Annotated in this window: 12 protein-coding genes and 1 pseudogene; 9 read left to right on the top strand and 4 right to left on the bottom strand. The window is 28.1% G+C overall.

Annotated elements, in window-relative coordinates; genetic code table 11:
- The first annotated feature begins 16 nt into the window (after window positions 1–16).
- The 6 genes from infB (at window position 17) to ICW73_01105 (ending at window position 8,842) form a co-directional block, all read left to right on the top strand.
- Window positions 17–2,620 (top strand): translation initiation factor IF-2, encoded by a 2,604-nt coding sequence (gene infB / locus ICW73_01130; GenBank protein ID QNS02049.1) that lies wholly within the window; start codon window positions 17–19, stop codon window positions 2,618–2,620.
- 45 nt (window positions 2,621–2,665) lie between these two features.
- Window positions 2,666–3,022 (top strand): 30S ribosome-binding factor RbfA, encoded by a 357-nt coding sequence (gene rbfA, locus ICW73_01125; protein ID QNS02048.1) that lies wholly within the window; start codon window positions 2,666–2,668, stop codon window positions 3,020–3,022.
- Between the two features lie 43 nt (window positions 3,023–3,065).
- The gene (truB, locus tag ICW73_01120; GenBank protein QNS02047.1) at window positions 3,066–4,007 is read left to right on the top strand and encodes a tRNA pseudouridine(55) synthase TruB; all 942 of its coding nucleotides are present in this window, start codon (window positions 3,066–3,068) and stop codon (window positions 4,005–4,007) included.
- Between the two features lie 95 nt (window positions 4,008–4,102).
- Window positions 4,103–4,372 carry a 30S ribosomal protein S15 gene (gene rpsO / locus ICW73_01115; protein ID QNS02096.1) on the top strand — a complete coding sequence of 90 codons (270 nt, stop codon included), beginning with the start codon at window positions 4,103–4,105 and terminating at the stop codon, window positions 4,370–4,372.
- A gap of 213 nt (window positions 4,373–4,585) precedes the next feature.
- The gene (pnp, locus tag ICW73_01110) at window positions 4,586–6,706 is read left to right on the top strand and encodes a polyribonucleotide nucleotidyltransferase (protein QNS02046.1); all 2,121 of its coding nucleotides are present in this window, start codon (window positions 4,586–4,588) and stop codon (window positions 6,704–6,706) included.
- Between the two features lie 327 nt (window positions 6,707–7,033).
- Window positions 7,034–8,842, top strand: coding sequence for a DEAD/DEAH family ATP-dependent RNA helicase (locus tag ICW73_01105; GenBank protein ID QNS02045.1), 1,809 nt, complete (start codon window positions 7,034–7,036; stop codon window positions 8,840–8,842).
- A gap of 92 nt (window positions 8,843–8,934) precedes the next feature.
- Here ICW73_01105 and ICW73_01100 read toward each other — a convergent pair whose 3' ends face one another.
- From ICW73_01100 to argF, 4 genes and pseudogenes are all read right to left on the bottom strand, one after another.
- Entirely contained in the window at window positions 8,935–9,330 is a 396-nt protein-coding gene (locus ICW73_01100) for a hypothetical protein (GenBank protein QNS02044.1), read from the bottom strand.
- 34 nt (window positions 9,331–9,364) lie between these two features.
- Window positions 9,365–9,823 (bottom strand): annotated as a pseudogene (locus tag ICW73_01095) (aspartate carbamoyltransferase regulatory subunit).
- A gap of 5 nt (window positions 9,824–9,828) precedes the next feature.
- On the bottom strand, window positions 9,829–10,752 hold the full coding sequence (gene pyrB, locus ICW73_01090; protein ID QNS02043.1) for an aspartate carbamoyltransferase: 924 nt from the start codon (window positions 10,750–10,752) through the stop codon (window positions 9,829–9,831).
- A gap of 143 nt (window positions 10,753–10,895) precedes the next feature.
- On the bottom strand, window positions 10,896–11,912 hold the full coding sequence (gene argF, locus ICW73_01085) for an ornithine carbamoyltransferase (GenBank protein QNS02042.1): 1,017 nt from the start codon (window positions 11,910–11,912) through the stop codon (window positions 10,896–10,898).
- A gap of 137 nt (window positions 11,913–12,049) precedes the next feature.
- Here argF and ICW73_01080 point away from each other — a divergent pair, with 137 nt between their 5' ends.
- The 3 genes from ICW73_01080 to ICW73_01070 all read left to right on the top strand — a co-directional run bounded on the left by ICW73_01080 (window position 12,050) and on the right by ICW73_01070 (window position 17,592).
- Complete coding sequence (locus ICW73_01080; protein ID QNS02041.1) at window positions 12,050–13,555, top strand: leucyl aminopeptidase; 1,506 nt, start codon at window positions 12,050–12,052, stop codon at window positions 13,553–13,555.
- Window positions 13,556–13,629: 74 nt separating this feature from the next.
- Window positions 13,630–16,488: a valine--tRNA ligase gene (locus tag ICW73_01075; protein ID QNS02040.1), complete on the top strand. Its 2,859-nt coding sequence runs from the start codon at window positions 13,630–13,632 to the stop codon at window positions 16,486–16,488.
- Window positions 16,489–16,650: 162 nt separating this feature from the next.
- A complete protein-coding gene (locus ICW73_01070; protein ID QNS02039.1) occupies window positions 16,651–17,592 on the top strand; it encodes a rhodanese-related sulfurtransferase in 942 nt (313 codons plus the stop codon).
- Window positions 17,593–17,597 lie beyond the last annotated feature (5 nt).

Genomic DNA, 17,597 nt, shown 5'->3' with positions numbered 1-17,597 from the left:
ATAGGAGGCAAATAGTATGCCAGATATAAGTTTAAAAGATTTATCTAATGAAGTTAAAATTTCAATACAGAAATTATTAAAAAAACTGTCTGATATTAATGTTATTAAAAATGAAAACGATTATATTAGTCCTACAGAAAAAAAATTTTTATTAAAGTATTTAAATAATACCAAAAAATCTATTTCAAATGCGTGTGTTGTACAAAGAAAGACGCGTAGTATGTTAAATGTTTCTACTTTACATGGTAAAAATAAACTTGTTCAGATTGAGATTAGAAAAAAAAGAACGTACATGAAGAATAATACATGTGAAATAGAAAATATGTCAGATTCGAATACAGCAGTCAATAATTTAAAAAAAAAGCGATTTTTATCACAAAAAATAAAACATGATCACAATAATCATACTAGAATGTCCGTATTACAGGTAAAACATATTAAAACTAATAACATAAACAAACTAAATGGATTGAAACCAACATATCCTATAAAGCCAGATATTAAAAATTGTAAATTTAAAAGATCTACTGAAAGAAAAAAAAATACGTTAAAATTACAAGATAATACTAAAGAAAAGTCTGAAACATGGAAATCAACACCAGAAGAAAAAACAAACTATCGTTTAAAAAAATTTATACATAAACGTCAATTAGTTAATCTAAGCTATCCAGAAATAGATACTAGAAAAAAAAAACATAAACGAAGTATAAAAAACTTGTCTCAAAAGAAAAATAATAAATATCTTCATAAGAGTAAATTACATAAAGAAGAAGCATATCACTTTTCTCGAAATAAAAAGCATAGTAAACAAAAAAATAATTCTATCGTTTTGCAACAAGTATTTAAAAAGCCTAAAGTTAATATTAATAGAGATGTAGTAATTAGCGGAACTATTTCTGTTTCAGATTTATCGAATAAAATGGCTGTAAAAAGCGCTGAAGTAATAAAAACTATGATGAATATGGGCATCATAGGAAATATTAATTATCTTCTTGATCAAGATGCTGCGCAATTAATTGCTGAAGAAATGGGTCATAAAGTTATACTAAATAACGAAAATAAATTAGAAGAATCAATTATGCAAAATCGTGATATAGGAAATAGTATTGCTGTTACCAGGCCACCTATAGTGACGATTATGGGCCATGTTGATCACGGTAAAACGTCTTTGTTGGATTATATTCGCTCTACAAGAATTGCATCTAATGAAAAAGGGGGTATTACGCAAAGAATTGGCGCATATCATTTTAATACAAATTTAGGCGAAATTACGTTTTTAGATACTCCTGGACATTCTGCTTTTACTGCAATGCGATCTCGAGGTGTTCATGTTACTGATATTGTAATTTTAGTTGTGGCTGCTGATGATGGGGTTATGCCTCAAACTATTGAAGCAATTCAGCATGCACAAGAAGCGAATGTACCAATAATAGTAGCTGTTAATAAAATCGATAAAATTGATTTAGACATTGATAGAATTAAAACTGATTTAACTAAGCAAAATATTCTTTCTGAGGAATGGGGAGGCGAAAATATATTTGTGCCAGTTTCTGCTAAAACCGGGCAAGGTGTCAATCAATTATTAAATGCAATTTTATTACAAGCGGAAATGTTAGAATTAAAAGCAATATCTACAGGTATGGCAGAAGGTGTAGTCATAGAATCTTTTCTTGATAAAGGTAGAGGACCTGTTGCAACAGTATTGGTAAAAAAAGGAACGCTGAATAAGGGGGATGTGATATTATGTGGTTGTGAGTATGGTCGTGTAAAATCTTTACGCAACGATGTAGGACATGAGGTAAAATTTGCAAAACCTGCCATTCCAGTAGAAATTTTAGGATTATCGCAAGTACCTGTTTCTGGAGATATAGTCACAGTTGTACAAAATGAAAAACAAGCTAAAGAAGTAGCATCTTATCGAAAAAATAAATATCGAGAAAAAAAATTCGAAAGTAACAATAGATTTAATTTAGATAAATTATTTGAAAATTTTAATAAAAATAATGTATCAGAATTAAAAATTATTCTTAAATCTGATGTTCAGGGTTCTTTAGAAGCCATTTCTAGTGCATTGCTGAATTTATCTAATTCTGAAATAGAAATAAATATAATAAGTTCTGGAATAGGTGAAATTAGCGAAACCGATGTATCTCTTTCTTTGGCTTCAAATGCTATTATACTAGGTTTTAACGCACGAGCTGATTGGTCTGCAAAAAAAATTATTGATGCAGAGAACGTATATTTTCGTTCTTATTCGGTTATTTATAATTTAGTTGATGAAGTTAAATCTGTTATGACAAATATTTTGTCGCCAAAATATAAACAAAGTGCTATTGGTTCAGCGATTGTTAGAACTGTGTTTAAATCTCCTAAATTTGATGTTATTGCTGGATGTATGGTGACAGACGGTATAATTAAACGCAATAAGATTATTCATGTTTTACGTGGAGATATAGTTATATATAAAGGTGAATTAGAATCTTTGCGCCGATTTAAGGAAGATGTGTATGAAGTGCGACATGGTATGGAGTGTGGAATTATAATAAAAGATTATAATGATATTTGTGTTTCAGACGTTATAGAAGTGTTTGAAATGAAAAATATTAAAAGAGTACTATAAAATATAGTATATTTTTTATAATATTTTTAATTAAGAATGATAATTATGAAAAAATCATTTGATCGATCGCTAACAGTTTCTCAAGAATTACAAAAAAAAATTGCTATTATTATACAGCGTTCATTGAAAGATCCACGTATAAATAAAATAATTACAGTTTGTGCAGTACAATTGTCGCAAGATTTATCATATGCTCGAATATTTATTGGTTTATTTGATGAACAAGACAAAACTAATACAAGAAGTATTCTCAGTGTTTTAAATAGATCTACTAATTATATTCGTAAATTGTTATTTAAAAGCATGCGGTTGCGAATTGTACCAAATCTTATTTTTGTATATGACGATTCTTATTTAAAAGGTACTAGAATTGCGAATATATTATCGCACTTGAAAAGATAACTAGAACAACGTTAATTTACGATTGAATTAAAGGAATTAATAAATGTTTTTGCGTAAAAAACGAGATGTTCATGGATTTTTATTATTAGATAAACCTACAGGTATATCTTCTAGTCATGCGTTGCAAAAAGTTAAATATATTTTTCATGCAAAAAAAGCTGGGTACATTGGTACATTGGATCCTCTTGCAACAGGCATTTTACCAATTTGTTTTGGAGAATGTACAAAATTTTCTTTTTGTTTAACACAATCAAGAAAACGGTATTATGTAATTGCAAAATTAGGAGAAAAAACATCTACATTAGATAGAAATGGTGTGATTTTAAAAAAACGGCCTATTTTGTTTACATCGTCTCAATTAAATTCATCAATAAAAGAATTAATTGGTTTAATTGATCAAATTCCACCTATGTATTCTGCAATTAAATATAATGGCGTGCCGTTATATAAATATGCACGCCAAGGGTTAACAATTCATCGTAAAAAACGACAAGTATTTATATATAGTATTGATTTTTATAAAAAAAATAATTTACTTGCGTGTGAAATATGTTGTTCAAAGGGCACATATATTCGTACGCTCATTGATGATTTAGGGGAAAAGTTAGGTTGTGGCGCGCATGTCATATCTTTACGTCGTTTGCAAATATCGACTTATTGTGTTTTGCAAGCAATAAAATTAGATAATTTGTGCAAATTTTTAAACAAAAATTATAATGAACAAGTGAATTATTTTAAAGGTATCGATCAATTTTTAATGCCTATTGATAGTCCTGTATCTTGTTTTCCTGTAGTTTATCTTTCAAAAAAAATGTCAAATAATTTTAAATTAGGACAGACAGTACTAGTTTCATCTATCATGAAAAATAGTTTAGTACGAGTTGTAGATGAAAATAAATCTTTTCTAGGAATAGGAAAGATAAATTCTGAAAAATTATTAATTCCGTATCGATTAGTATCGATATTGCATAATTCGGTGTTTTGATTAAATTAATTTTCGCGCGATATTATTTTTTTAAATTATTTTAGTTCATCATTAGTTATTAGCATGTTTATTTTAAATATATGGAGTTTTTTTATATGTCTTTTGGACTAATTAACACAAAAAAAGTTATTTTTCAGTATTCCAAAAGTGAAAAAAATACTGGAAAAATAGAAGTTCAGGTGGCATTGTTAACAAACCAAATTAATTATCTTCAAATGCATTTTTCTAAACATAAGAAAGATTATTGCAGTCGTAGAGGTTTGTTGAATATGGTGTCTAAACGTCGAAAATTATTGAATTATTTGAAAAAAGAAAACATATCTCGTTATACGAAGTTAATTGATAGTTTGAATTTACGACGATAAATATTTTTTATTATATGGTTGGTTAATAAGTTACCGAAACAAATTTTTTTAAAAAGGGCGTCAGGCCCTTTTTTTACAAAAAAACATAATTAAATTAATCAAGAATATATTTATTATTGTATAGATTTTATATTAATATGTGTCAAAAATATGGTGTTTTAAAGTATTAATTTATAATTCATGAAAAATTAGTCTTATGCTAAGGATATTATTTTGCTAAATCCCATTGTACGTAAATTTCAATATGGTCAATACACGATTACTTTAGAAACTGGTATAATAGCTCGTCAAGCTACTGCAGCTATTATGGCCAGCATGGATGATACTGCAGTTTTTGTAACTATTGTAGGACAAAAAACAACATATACAGGGCAAAAATTTTTTCCACTTACTGTAAATTATCAGGAACGAACATATGCAGTTGGTCGTATACCTGGCGGTTTTTTTAGAAGAGAAGGTCGTCCCAGTGAAAACGAAATATTGATTGCACGATTAATAGATCGACCTCTGCGTCCGTTATTTCCAAAAAATTTTATTAATGAAATTCAAATAATTGTTACAGTGGTATCAGTTAATCCTCAAATCAATCCAGATGTAATTTCTATTATCGGTGTATCAGCTGCTTTAAGTATATCTGGTATTCCATTTTACGGACCAATTGGTGCTGCTAGAGTAGGGTTTATTAAAGATAAGTACATTTTAAATCCAAGTAGTGATGATATGAAGCACAGTAATTTAGATTTAGTAGTTTCTGGCACTCAGAATGCAATCCTGATGGTAGAGGCAGAATCAAAAATATTAAGCGAAGAAAATATTCTTGGCGCTATTATGTTTGGGCATCAACAACAACAAGTAGTAATAAATAATATTCGTTCTTTTTCAAATGAAGCAAGTAAAACACCTTGGGTTATGTCTTATTCTGAGATCAATAAAGCGTTAGAAATGAAAATTATTGCATTATCTGAAAAAAATATCAGTACTGCTTATTTAATTTCTAATAAACAAGATAGGCATGCAAGATTAAAATTAATTAAAGAAGAAGTAATTAGAATTGTCAGTGAAGATAATACTATTGACATTGCTGAAATAGAAATTATTTTACAAAAAATTGAAAGACAAATTGTACGAAAACGTATATTAAATAATAAAATTCGTATTGATGGTCGAGATAAGGACATGATTCGTGCATTAGATGTTCGAACAGGCGTATTGCCGCGTACACATGGTTCGGCTTTATTTACGCGTGGAGAAACTCAATCTTTAGTTTCCGTCACCTTAGGAACTTCACGAGATGCGCAAAATTTAGATGATTTGTTAGGGGATAGAATCGACAACTTTTTATTTCATTATAATTTCTCACCTTATTCTGTAGGTGAAATAGGTATAATAGGTTCTCCTAAAAGACGAGAAATAGGACATGGTCGTCTTGCTAAAAAAAGTCTTTTAGCAGTAATGCCAAAAATAGAAGATTTTCCTTATACTATTCGAGTAGTTTCTGAAATTACTGAGTCTAATGGTTCTTCTTCTATGGCTTCTGTTTGTGGAGCATCTTTAGCATTAATGGATGCTGGTGTGCCAATTAAATCTGCTGTTGCTGGAATATCTATAGGATTGGTTAAAGAAAAAAATAAATATGTTTTATTAGTCGATATTTTAGGTGACGAAGATCATTTAGGGGATATGGATCTTAAGGTATCTGGAACAGAACATGGTATAACAGCATTGCAAATGGATATTAAAATAGATGGTATTAATAGCGAAATTATGCATATGGCTTTAAATAAAGCTAAATCAGCACGATTGCATATTTTAAATGTTATGAATCAAGCTCTAGATTCATTTAGACAAGATATTTCAAATTTTGCGCCGAGAATTTATATTATCAAAATAAATCCTGAAAAAATCAAAGACGTGATTGGAAAAGGTGGATCTGTCATTCGTATGTTGACCGAAGAAACTGGTACAATAATTGAGATTGAAGACGATGGTACTATAAAAATTTCTGCAAATGTTCGAGAAAAAGCACAGCACGCTATTCGAAGGATTCAAGAAATTACCGCTGAAATTGAAGTTGGTCGAATTTATACTGGAAAAGTGACTAGAATTGTGGATTTTGGAGCATTTGTATCTATTAATCTTGGTAAAGAAGGATTAATTCATATTTCTCAGATTTCTAAAAAAAGAGTAAATAAAGTTTCAGATTATTTAAAAATCGATCAGATAATATCTGTAAAAGTATTAGAAATAGATCGTCAAGGTCGATTAAGACTGAGTATTAAAGAAATTGAAAATTTTATTATTTCCAATAAGACAATAAATAATGATATTATCTGATATAATTATATTGTTGTAGGAAAGTATTAGTTTAATTTTTTTATTTTTATTTAAAGTGTATTTTGTTTAAAAAAACATAGATTTATATTGTATCAGATAGTACCATATTAATGGTATAAATTAATATTTATAAATATATTAATTGTAAAATATTATAATAAATCATTTTTTTTGAAATTTAATAAATATTTTTTTTATAAAAATTAATTTCTTTATTTAAATCATTTTTAATTTGAGCCGGTTCACACTTTTCAATGAGAATAAATTTATATTTTCATTATGAGCTATGTAGACTGGCTAATGTAACTTAAAAGGCATATCTATTGCATGACTCATACTGAAAGCACATTTTCTTTTCTTGGTTTAAACTCCTTTCTCATTCAATCATTGAGCGAAATGGGATATGTTAAACCTTCTCCTATTCAATCAGCTTGCATTCCCTTATTATTAAATGGATGTGATGTTTTAGGAATGGCTCAAACTGGAAGCGGCAAGACAGCTGCTTTTGCTTTGCCATTGTTACACAATCTTCGAATTGAACTAAAATCTCCTCAGATTTTAGTTTTAGCTCCAACAAGAGAATTAGCAGTTCAAGTAGCGGAATCTTTTTCTGCGTTTGCAAAATATATGATTGGAGTTCTGATTTTGCCGTTATATGGCGGACAAAGATATGAATTACAGTTAAGAGCATTACGGAAAGGTCCGCAAATAGTTGTAGGCACACCGGGCCGTTTATTAGATCATTTGAAACGGGGCACGTTGAATCTTTCTAATTTACATGGATTGGTTCTAGATGAAGCCGATGAAATGTTACGGATGGGATTTATAGAAGATGTAGAAACAATTATGGCACAAATTCCAAAAGATCATCAAACAGCTTTATTTTCTGCGACTATGCCGGAAGTTATACGTCGTATTTCTAAGCGGTTTATGAAACATCCTAAAGAAGTTAAAATACAATCTAATGTTACTACACGCCCTGACATACGACAAAGTTATTGGATGGTATATGGACGAAAAACAGATGCGCTAATTCGTTTTTTGGAAGTCGAAGATTTTTCTGCAACAATCATTTTTGTTAAAACTAAAAATGCTACTTTAGAAGTTTCTGAAGCACTGGAACGTAATGGATACAATAGTGCTGCATTAAATGGTGATATGAATCAAGCGTTACGCGAGCAAACATTAGAACGATTAAAAAACGGTCGATTAGATATTTTGATTGCTACAGATGTTGCAGCTCGTGGTTTAGATGTAGATCGTATTAGTTTTGTGATTAATTATGACATTCCTATGGATGCAGAATCTTATGTGCATCGTATTGGTCGAACAGGTCGAGCAGGTCGTGCAGGTCGTGCATTATTGTTTGTTGAATATCGTGAACGTCGTTTATTGCGTAATATTGAACGTATTGTTAAACAAACAATTTCAGAAGTACATTTGCCAAATGTTGAATTATTATGTCAAAGACGCCTTGATCAGTTTGCTAAGAAAGTGCAACAGCAATTAGAAAGCAAAGATTTGGATCAATATAGTGCTTTATTAGATAAATTATATTCTGCAGATGATTTAGATATAAAAACTTTCGCAGCTGCTTTATTAAAAATGGCTCAAGGTGAACGTCCGTTGATTATCGCACCGGATGTAAAAAATCGTTCATTTCGTGAATCATTTTCAAAAAAATACTGTAATAATCGGATTGAAGATCATAACTGTAATCATCGTTTTCGTCGTGATCGGAAAGCGATCAGAAATTTAGATATATATCGAATTGAAGTCGGTCGAAATGATGGAGTGGAGGCGCGTCATATAGTTGGAGCTATTGCTAATGAAGGTAAGATTCATAGCCGTAATATTGGGAACATCAAATTATTTGCATTTCATTCAACGATCGAGTTGCCTAAGGGATTATCTAAAGATTTATTAAAAAATTTAATTTGTACGAAGATTTTAAACAAATCAATAAATATAAGTTTATTACCCGGTTTTAAAATATATGAAAGAAGAATAAATAATCGCACTTTATTCAAGAAAGATAAAAACAATCATTATCGTTATCATGCTCGTCGTGTAGATCAATCTAATATCTCTAAAAATACTTTAAAGTCGTCTTTTTTTCGTCGTAAAAGTGTATAAATTTTTTATTCAGTTTTCTATGCCGCTTTGCGGCATATTGCATGTTTTGAACTAAGCATGATTGATTAATTAGTTGTATTTTGTAATAAAATTTATGTTTTATTTTGTGCAAAAGCTATAGCATCGATTTCTATTTTTGAATTTTTTGGTAAAGCTTGCACTTCAATACAAGATCTTGCAGGAAAATGAGACATATTTTTAATAAAAAAATTTTCATAAATTTTATTAATAGCATTGATTTTTTTTAAGTCAGTTGTAAAAATTGTCATTTTAATGATATTTTTAATTTCTAAATTTACAGATTTTAAAATATTTTTGATATTTTTCAGTACTATATATGTTTGATCTTCTATTTTATCTGGTATTTTTCCTGATATAATGTCAATTGGTATTTGTCCAGATAGCATGATTATATTGTTAATTTGTATTGCTTGAGAATATGGCCCAATCGGTTTAGGTGCGTTTTTTGTATGAATTATATGATTCATTTTTTTCCTTTTTTATAGTGATAAACTTGTTTAATCAAAATTGTAAAATAGTTTCTTTAGGAAATTCTTTTTCATAATATTTACATTTTAAGTTGATACAACTATAATTGTCGCACTTAAATATAAAGCTAAAATTAATAAAATTATCGTGACTGATACAATTATTATTTGGACAAAATAAAATTCGATCATTTTTTTAAGAAAATTTGAAAATGTTTTTTTATAAGATTATATTTCTTAATATAATTTACAGTAGCATAGGGAGAATAAATTGCTAACTGATTTATTTGATCATGACTTAAAACGTGTCATCAATTTTTATTATATCTTTAGTCTCTAACTTTCTAGACGGCAGATTCAATCCTATAGTGATACGTTCTTTATTTTCTGTAAATCGAAATAGAAATAACAATTTAAAACTGATATAAGCAGGAATATGATCACCAACACTATCAGATTTAATTGTTTCTACTTGTAACTTATGTGTTTGCATATTTTTCATTTGATTAATACTAACGATAAAATTGCTTGACGAGCATAAATACCGTTTGCTGCTTGTTGAAAATACCATGCATACGGTGTATGATCAACATCATAGTCTATTTCATCGATACGAGGGAGTGGATGTAATATTTTTAAATTTTTACGAGCATTTTTTAAAAATTTAGCATATAATATGAATTTTGATTTCGTATTTTCATATTCTTTTGAATCTAATCTTTCTCGTTGTATGCGAGTCATGTACAAAATGTCTATTTTAGAAATGATTTCTTCAATTTTATTATATCGTTTCCAGACAATATTTTTACTGCATAACATGTTATTAATATAATTAGGCATCATTAATGCGTCAGGTGCAATAAAAAAAAATTGATTATTTTCAAATTTAGCCAGTGCTTGTATTAATGAGTGTACTGTTCTTCCATATTTGAGATCACCAACCATGGCAATATTTAATGCATTAAGTCTATTTTGTGTTTCTTGGATTGTGAATAAATCCAATAACGTTTGTGTAGGATGCTGATTAGATCCATCTCCAGCATTTAGTATTGGTATTCCATTAGAAAATTCTGAAGCTAAACGTGCAGAACCTTCTTGAGGATGTCGAATAATAATAGCATCAACATAAGAACTAATTACAGAAATGGTATCTGCTAAAGTTTCACCTTTCTTTTTCCAAGAAATATGTCTTCCATCAGAAAAACCAATTATTGAAGCTCCTAAACGATGAATTGCAGTTTCAAAAGATAAACGAGTTCGCGTTGATGCTTCAAAAAAACAATTTGCAATAATTTTGTTTTTTAATAAATTTGGTTGCGGTGTTTTTTTGAACATGGAGGAGTATTTTAAAATGAGCTCTAATTCATCACGTTCGAGATCATTGATGGAAATAATATTTTTTTTATACAGAGAATTTCTCAATTTTTATTTTTCCTTAACTACTGTAGAAAAGATGGTCTTACAAACTTTTCAGAATATAAAACTCGAGAAAGATATTAAATTTGTATTGTAAAATTTAAAAAAATTTTATAGTTTCGTTTTCAAAAATTCTAAATACAAGTTTTTTAAAATTTGATTTCTTGAATTAAACTGGATAAAAGCAGAGCTTTTATTGTATGTAATCTGTTTTCTGCTTGTTCAAAAATGGTTTTTTGATGTTTTTTAAATACATTATCGGTAATTTCCATACCATTTTGAAAGTCATATTTGTTTAATATAGATTTTTTTATGTAAATATTTTTATTATGTATAGCAGGTAAACAATGTAAAACTTTTACTTCGGGGTTATTAGTAATATTTAACATGTTATCATTTACTTGATAATCTTTTAACAGTTGTATTTTTTGATTCCAGTTTTGTTTTGGTTCGCCCATTGAAATCCATACGTCAGTATAAATGAAATCTACATTTTTAACACCTTCGTTAATGTTTTCAGTGCATATAATTTTTTCTTGATTTTTTTTTCGTTTGTTTTGACATAGAAAAAAGAAATGTTTTTCTGGCCAATATTTTTTTGGTGCAACTAGACGTAAATTTAAACCTAATAATGATGCAGATTCTAATAAACTATTGCCAATATTGTTTCGCGCATCTCCTACATATGCACATGTAATTTCAGAAAATGTTTTTTTTGGAAATATTTCTTTTATAGTTAATAGATCAGCTAGCAGTTGTGTAGGATGAAATTTGTCAGTTAAGCCGTTCCATACCGGAACTTGTGAATGTTTTGATAAGATTTCTATTGTATCGTGATCATGACCGCGATATTGAATTCCATCGTATAAACGTCCAAGAACCTTGGCAGTGTCTTCAATGGACTCTTTTGTTCCAATATGTGTACTACCTGGTCCAAGATATGTAACATTTGCTCCTTGGTCAAATGCAGCTATTTCGAAAGCGCATCTTGTTCGCGTTGATTCTTTTTCAAAAATTAGAACTATGTTTTTTTTTGTAAGTAATTGTGTTTCTTGATTATTTTTTTTTCTTTTTTTTAATGTGTGAGATAATTGAAGAATGTCATTTATTTCTTTTGAAGTAAAATTTTGTAATCTTAAACAATGACGTCGATAAAGATGGTTCATAATAAAATCTCTGTAGTAAAATTTGTATTCTTATATTATGAAAATAATAGTAAAAATAAAAGTATTATTTAGTATATAATATTCATTATAATTTTTGAGAAAAAATATTATTTTTGGATTGTCTTGGAATAAATATTATGAAATTTTTGGCACAAAAGTATAGTTTAAGTACAGAAAAAGTAGATTGCATTATAATTGGTATTTTTGATTCAAATGAATTGACTGATTCTGGTAATTATTTAGATAAATGTAGCAATGGTTATATTACATCTTTGATTAAATTAGGTGATATAACTGGAAAAATAGGGCAAACGCTTTTATTATATAACATACCGCATGTTTGTGCTACAAGAATATTATTAGTTGGTTGCGGGAAAAAAAATACAATTAATAAATCTTGTATTAGAAAAATATTAATATCTAGTTTTAATTTCTTAAAACTAATGCCGATTAAGAAAATCATTTGCACATTGTCAGAATTAAATATTAAAAAAAATAATACATATTGGATTGTGAGGTGTATGATTCTTGCAATACAGGAATCATTATATAAAATACGTAAGATCAACGAACAGGAACAACAAAATTTTGATGTATATTCAATCGTATTTCATATTTTTAATGAAAACAATTTACCATTAGCCAATGATGCTATTAAACATGGACTATCTATTGGTCTTGGGATTACATACGCAAAAAATATTAGTAATTTGCCTCCAAACATTTGTCATCCTTTGTATCTATCCTATCAAACTCGAGAATTTGAAAAAAAGTATAAAAAAAACGTTACTGTAGAAACAATTGATGTTAAAGAAATGAAAAAATTAGGGATGAATGCATATTTATCTGTTGGTCAAGGATCAAAAAATAAACCGATTATGTCGGTAATAAAATATTCTGGAAATAATGTTATTGATAATCAAGTGATTGTTTTAGTAGGCAAGGGTTTGACTTTTGATTCAGGCGGAATATCTATTAAATCATCAGATGATATGGACAATATGAAATATGATATGTGTGGCGCTGCTGCTGTATATGGAGTATTAACTATGGTTGCTGAACTGCAGCTACCATTAAATATAATAGGCATTTTAGCAGGATGCGAAAACATGTTAGGTAGTGGTTCTTTTAGACCAGGTGATATTTTAACGACTATGTCAGGTAAAACTGTTGAAGTATTGAATACTGATGCTGAAGGGCGTTTAGTTTTATGTGACGTATTAACTTATATAGAACGTTTTTCTCCAAATACAGTTATTGATATTGCGACATTGACTGGTGCATGTGTAACAGCTCTTGGAGAATCGATTAGTGGTCTTTTTTCAAATAATGAAGAATTGGCTGAAGAATTAATAATTGCTTCGAAAGAATCTAATGATAAAATATGGCGATTACCTTTATTTTCAGAGTATCAAAAAGAATTAAAATCGAATTTTTCAGATTTTTCAAATATTGGTAAAGGAAAAGCAGGAGCGATACATGCAGCTTGTTTTTTATCTTATTTTACAAAGAAATATCATTGGGCACATTTAGACATTGCTGGAACAGCATGGACATCTGGTGTATCCAAAGGGGCTACAGGTTGTCCTGTTGAATTGTTATGTCAATTTTTATTAAATCGATTAAATTACACATGTTATTAAAAATATTACTATAGGTATATTTTTTAATATTATTACACAAACGATAGTAAATTCAAAAATACAGATAAAATATAATGGAAAAAACTTATAATCCTAAAAAAATTGAAGAATTTTTATATAATTTTTGGGAAAAAAATGGTTTTTTTAAACCAAAATATTTAAAAAAACCAACATTTTGCATTATGATGCCACCTCCAAATATTACCGGTAGCCTGCATATGGGTCATGCATTTCAACAAACTATTATGGACATAATTATTCGTTATAATCGCATGCAAGGAAAAAATACTCTATGGCAAGTAGGAACAGATCATGCAGGTATTGCAACTCAAATTTTAGTTGAACGAAAAATATATATACAGGAACACAAAACAAGACAAGATTATAGTCGTCAGGATTTTATTAAAAAAATTTGGACATGGAAAAAGAAAGCAAATAATGTTATTACGAAACAGATGCGTCGTTTAGGTGTTTCTGTTGATTGGCAACGTGAAAAGTTTACTTTAGATCCAGATATTTCCGCTGCTGTAAAAGAAGCATTTATTTTGCTATATCAACAAAATTTAATTTATCAAAAGAAAAGATTAGTGCATTGGGATTCAAAATTAGAAACTGTAGTTTCAGATTTAGAAGTAGAACATCGATCTGTCATAGGAAAGATGTGGTTCATTCGTTATCCAATTTATATCGAAAATACATTTAAAAAATGTACTAAGTATATTGTTGTATCCACTACTAGACCAGAAACAATTTTAGGCGATACAGCAATTGCTATAAATAAAAAACATTTAAAATATAGTAAGTTTATTGGAAAATATGCAATATCCCCTTTAACAAATAGAAAAATCCCTATTATTGAGGATGAATATGCTGATTTAGATAAAGGGACTGGTTGTGTAAAAATTACTCCTGCACATGATTTTAATGATTATCAGGTAGGATATCGTCATAAATTGCCTATGATTAGCACTTTTACATTTGATGGAAAAATTAAAAATTTTTCTGAAGTATATGATTATAAAGGTAAAAAATCAAATTTTTATGATTCTTATATTCCTTTACAATTGCAAAAATTAGACATTTTATCTGCGCGCTGTAAAATTCTCGAATATTTAAAAAATTTAAATTTAATAGAAAAAGTTGAAGAACGCAACATCACTATTCCATATAGTGAACGTAGCGGTATAATTATTGAACCTATATTAACAAATCAATGGTATTTAAAAACATCTAAATTATCTCAAGAAGCAATTAAAAGTATAAAAGATAAAAGAATAAAATTTATACCCAAACAATATGAAAACATGTTTTTTTCTTGGATGAATAATATTGAAGATTGGTGTATATCTCGTCAGATATGGTGGGGTCACCGTATTCCTGCATGGTATGACAATAAAAAAAATATTTATGTTGGTAAAAATGAAAAAGCAATACGTCAACAATATTCTATACCCAAGAATATACAATTAAATCAAGAAAATGATGTTTTAGATACCTGGTTTTCTTCTGGATTATGGACGTTTTCAACATTAGGTTGGCCTAAAAAAACTAGATTATTAAAATTATTTCATTCAACAGATGTTTTAGTAAGTGGATTTGATATCATTTTTTTTTGGATCGCAAGAATGATCATGTTAACTATGCATTTTATAAAAGATAAAACTGGACAATCTGTCGTTCCATTTAAACAAGTATATATCACTGGTCTAATTCGTGATGAACATGGTCAAAAAATGTCAAAATCTAAAGGAAATGTAATTGATCCATTGGATATGATAGACGGTATTTCTTTGGAATCGTTGATTAAAAAGAGAACACAAAATTTGTTGCAACCAAGTATGTCGCAAACTATTGTAAAAAATACTATAAAAACGTTTCCCTTAGGTATTGCGCCAACAGGAACAGATGCATTGCGTTTTACTTTTTCCGCATTAGCTGCTAATACACGTGATATAAAATGGGATATGAGTAGGTTATTAGGATATCGTAATTTTTGCAATAAATTATGGAATGCTAGTCGTTTTGTTCTTTTAAATAGTCAAAATCATAATTTTTCTTGTATCGTTATTAAAGATGAGATGTTATTAGTCAACAAGTGGATTCTTTCAGAGTGTAATGATGTAATAAAATTTTATCGTGTATCGTTGGATTCATATCGTTTTGATCTTGCAGCAAATGTTTTGTATGAGTTTATTTGGAACATTTTTTGTGATTGGTATTTAGAATTTGTGAAATCTATTATTTGTACATGTTCCGAACAAGATATATATGATACTAAGAATGTTTTAATTCATGTTTTGGAAGTATTACTAAAGCTTGCTCATCCTATTATGCCGTTCATTACTGAATCTATTTGGCAACGTGTTAAATTAATTAAAAAAATTAGCTCTAAAACTATTATGTTGGAACCTTTTCCAAAGTACGATGTGATGTTATGTAATAAACAAGCATCTTTATATGTCAATTGGATTAAAAAAATTGTTGTTTTTATAAGAAATACTAGATTAAAAATGAATATTAAAACGAATAAATTACTATCGTTATTTTTATTTAAAACAACGGATCAGCAGAAAATTATCATTAGACACAATATGTTGTGGATTAAAAAAATCGCGTTTTTAGATCATATTGTATTACTTAAAAAAACGTATACTTGTAAATTAGCTATAAAACATATTATTGATGGATCAGAAATTATCATTCCTATGATAAATGTATTGGATAAAGAATTAGAAATAATAAAAATTAAGAAAGAATTAAAAAAAATAGGTTATAGAATATTCAATCTTAAAAAAAATATATCAAACGTACAATTTTTACGTTATGCTCCAGAAAAAGTTGTTTTGCAAAAACAAATGCAATTAAATGAATTAAACACATTGTATACGCAGTTATCAGAGCAAATGAATATTTTTAAAAATATGAAAAAATAGAAAATATTTGTTAATTATATTTATTAGTATGTGCATTTTAAATATTGGGACATTTAAAAATTTTACAATATTTTGTTATATAAGAGATTTTTTGATGTTATTTTTATATATTTTTATATAAAATAAATTTTTTTAAAATTTATTATAAGGAATGCTATTTTAATGTCTAATTTACATAATATGATATCTCGAAAAGAATTAAAAAAGCGTATGTTATTTACAAATGAATTACGATTAACAATATCTTTTTATAAGTATTTTTTTATTAATAATCCTCAGTATTTTCGAGATGAAATTTATAAATTTTTTTTTAAACAACATGTTTTAGGTAGAGTGTATGTTGCGCATGAAGGTATCAATGCGCAAATAAGTGTTTTTCAAAGATCATATCATGTGGTGAAAGAGTTTTTATATTCATTACATCCATCATTAAGAAATTTACGTATTAATAAATCATTAAACAACCGTGCAAGATCGTTTTGGTTGCTTTGTGTTAAAGTGAAGAAAAAAATTGTTCAAGATGGTATTTGCAATCCCTTATTTGATCCAAATCATGTTGGAGAATATATTCAAGCTGAACAAGTGAATGCTATGTTAAATGATAATGAAACAATATTTGTTGATATGCGTAATTCTTATGAATATGCCATTGGTCATTTTGAAAAAGCTATAGAAATCAAAAGTATGACGTTTCGTCAACAATTAAAAGATGTAATTCAGTTAATGCAACATGCTAAAGATAAAAAAATAGTTTTGTATTGCACAGGTGGCATACGTTGTGAAAAAGCCAGCGCTTGGATGATTTTTAATGGATTCAAACATGTTTACCATATTGAAGGAGGTATCATTAATTATGTACGTACTGCTAAAAAAATTGGTTTTCCGATTTTATTTAAAGGTAGCAATTTTGTATTTGATCATCGTATGTGTGAAAAAGTTTCAGATGATGTTTTATCACATTGTCGACAATGCAAAGAACCTTCAGATAACTATGTAAATTGCAATTATGATCCATGTCATTTATTATTTATTCAATGTAAATATTGTTCAATTAATTATAATCACTGTTGTTCTGTAAATTGTATGAAAAAAAATATTTCTTGAAAAAA

Source organism: Buchnera aphidicola (Pentalonia nigronervosa), from assembly GCA_014622685.1.
GTDB classification, from domain to species: Bacteria; Pseudomonadota; Gammaproteobacteria; order Enterobacterales; family Enterobacteriaceae; genus Buchnera; species Buchnera aphidicola_BD.
This window is presented reverse-complemented; position numbering and strand designations above follow the sequence as displayed.

Excerpts from the sequence above, each read along its gene's own strand:
- infB (QNS02049.1), top strand. The coding sequence starts at position 17 with ATGCCAGATATAAGTTTAAAAGATTTATCTAATGAAGTTAAAATTTCA.
- rbfA (QNS02048.1), top strand. The coding sequence starts at position 2,666 with ATGAAAAAATCATTTGATCGATCGCTAACAGTTTCTCAAGAATTACAA.
- truB (QNS02047.1), top strand. The coding sequence starts at position 3,066 with ATGTTTTTGCGTAAAAAACGAGATGTTCATGGATTTTTATTATTAGAT.
- rpsO (QNS02096.1), top strand. The coding sequence starts at position 4,103 with ATGTCTTTTGGACTAATTAACACAAAAAAAGTTATTTTTCAGTATTCC.
- ICW73_01105 (QNS02045.1), top strand. The coding sequence starts at position 7,034 with ATGACTCATACTGAAAGCACATTTTCTTTTCTTGGTTTAAACTCCTTT.
- ICW73_01100 (QNS02044.1), bottom strand. The coding sequence starts at position 9,330 with ATGAATCATATAATTCATACAAAAAACGCACCTAAACCGATTGGGCCA.
- argF (QNS02042.1), bottom strand. The coding sequence starts at position 11,912 with ATGAACCATCTTTATCGACGTCATTGTTTAAGATTACAAAATTTTACT.
- ICW73_01080 (QNS02041.1), top strand. The coding sequence starts at position 12,050 with ATGAAATTTTTGGCACAAAAGTATAGTTTAAGTACAGAAAAAGTAGAT.
- ICW73_01075 (QNS02040.1), top strand. The coding sequence starts at position 13,630 with ATGGAAAAAACTTATAATCCTAAAAAAATTGAAGAATTTTTATATAAT.
- ICW73_01070 (QNS02039.1), top strand. The coding sequence starts at position 16,651 with ATGTCTAATTTACATAATATGATATCTCGAAAAGAATTAAAAAAGCGT.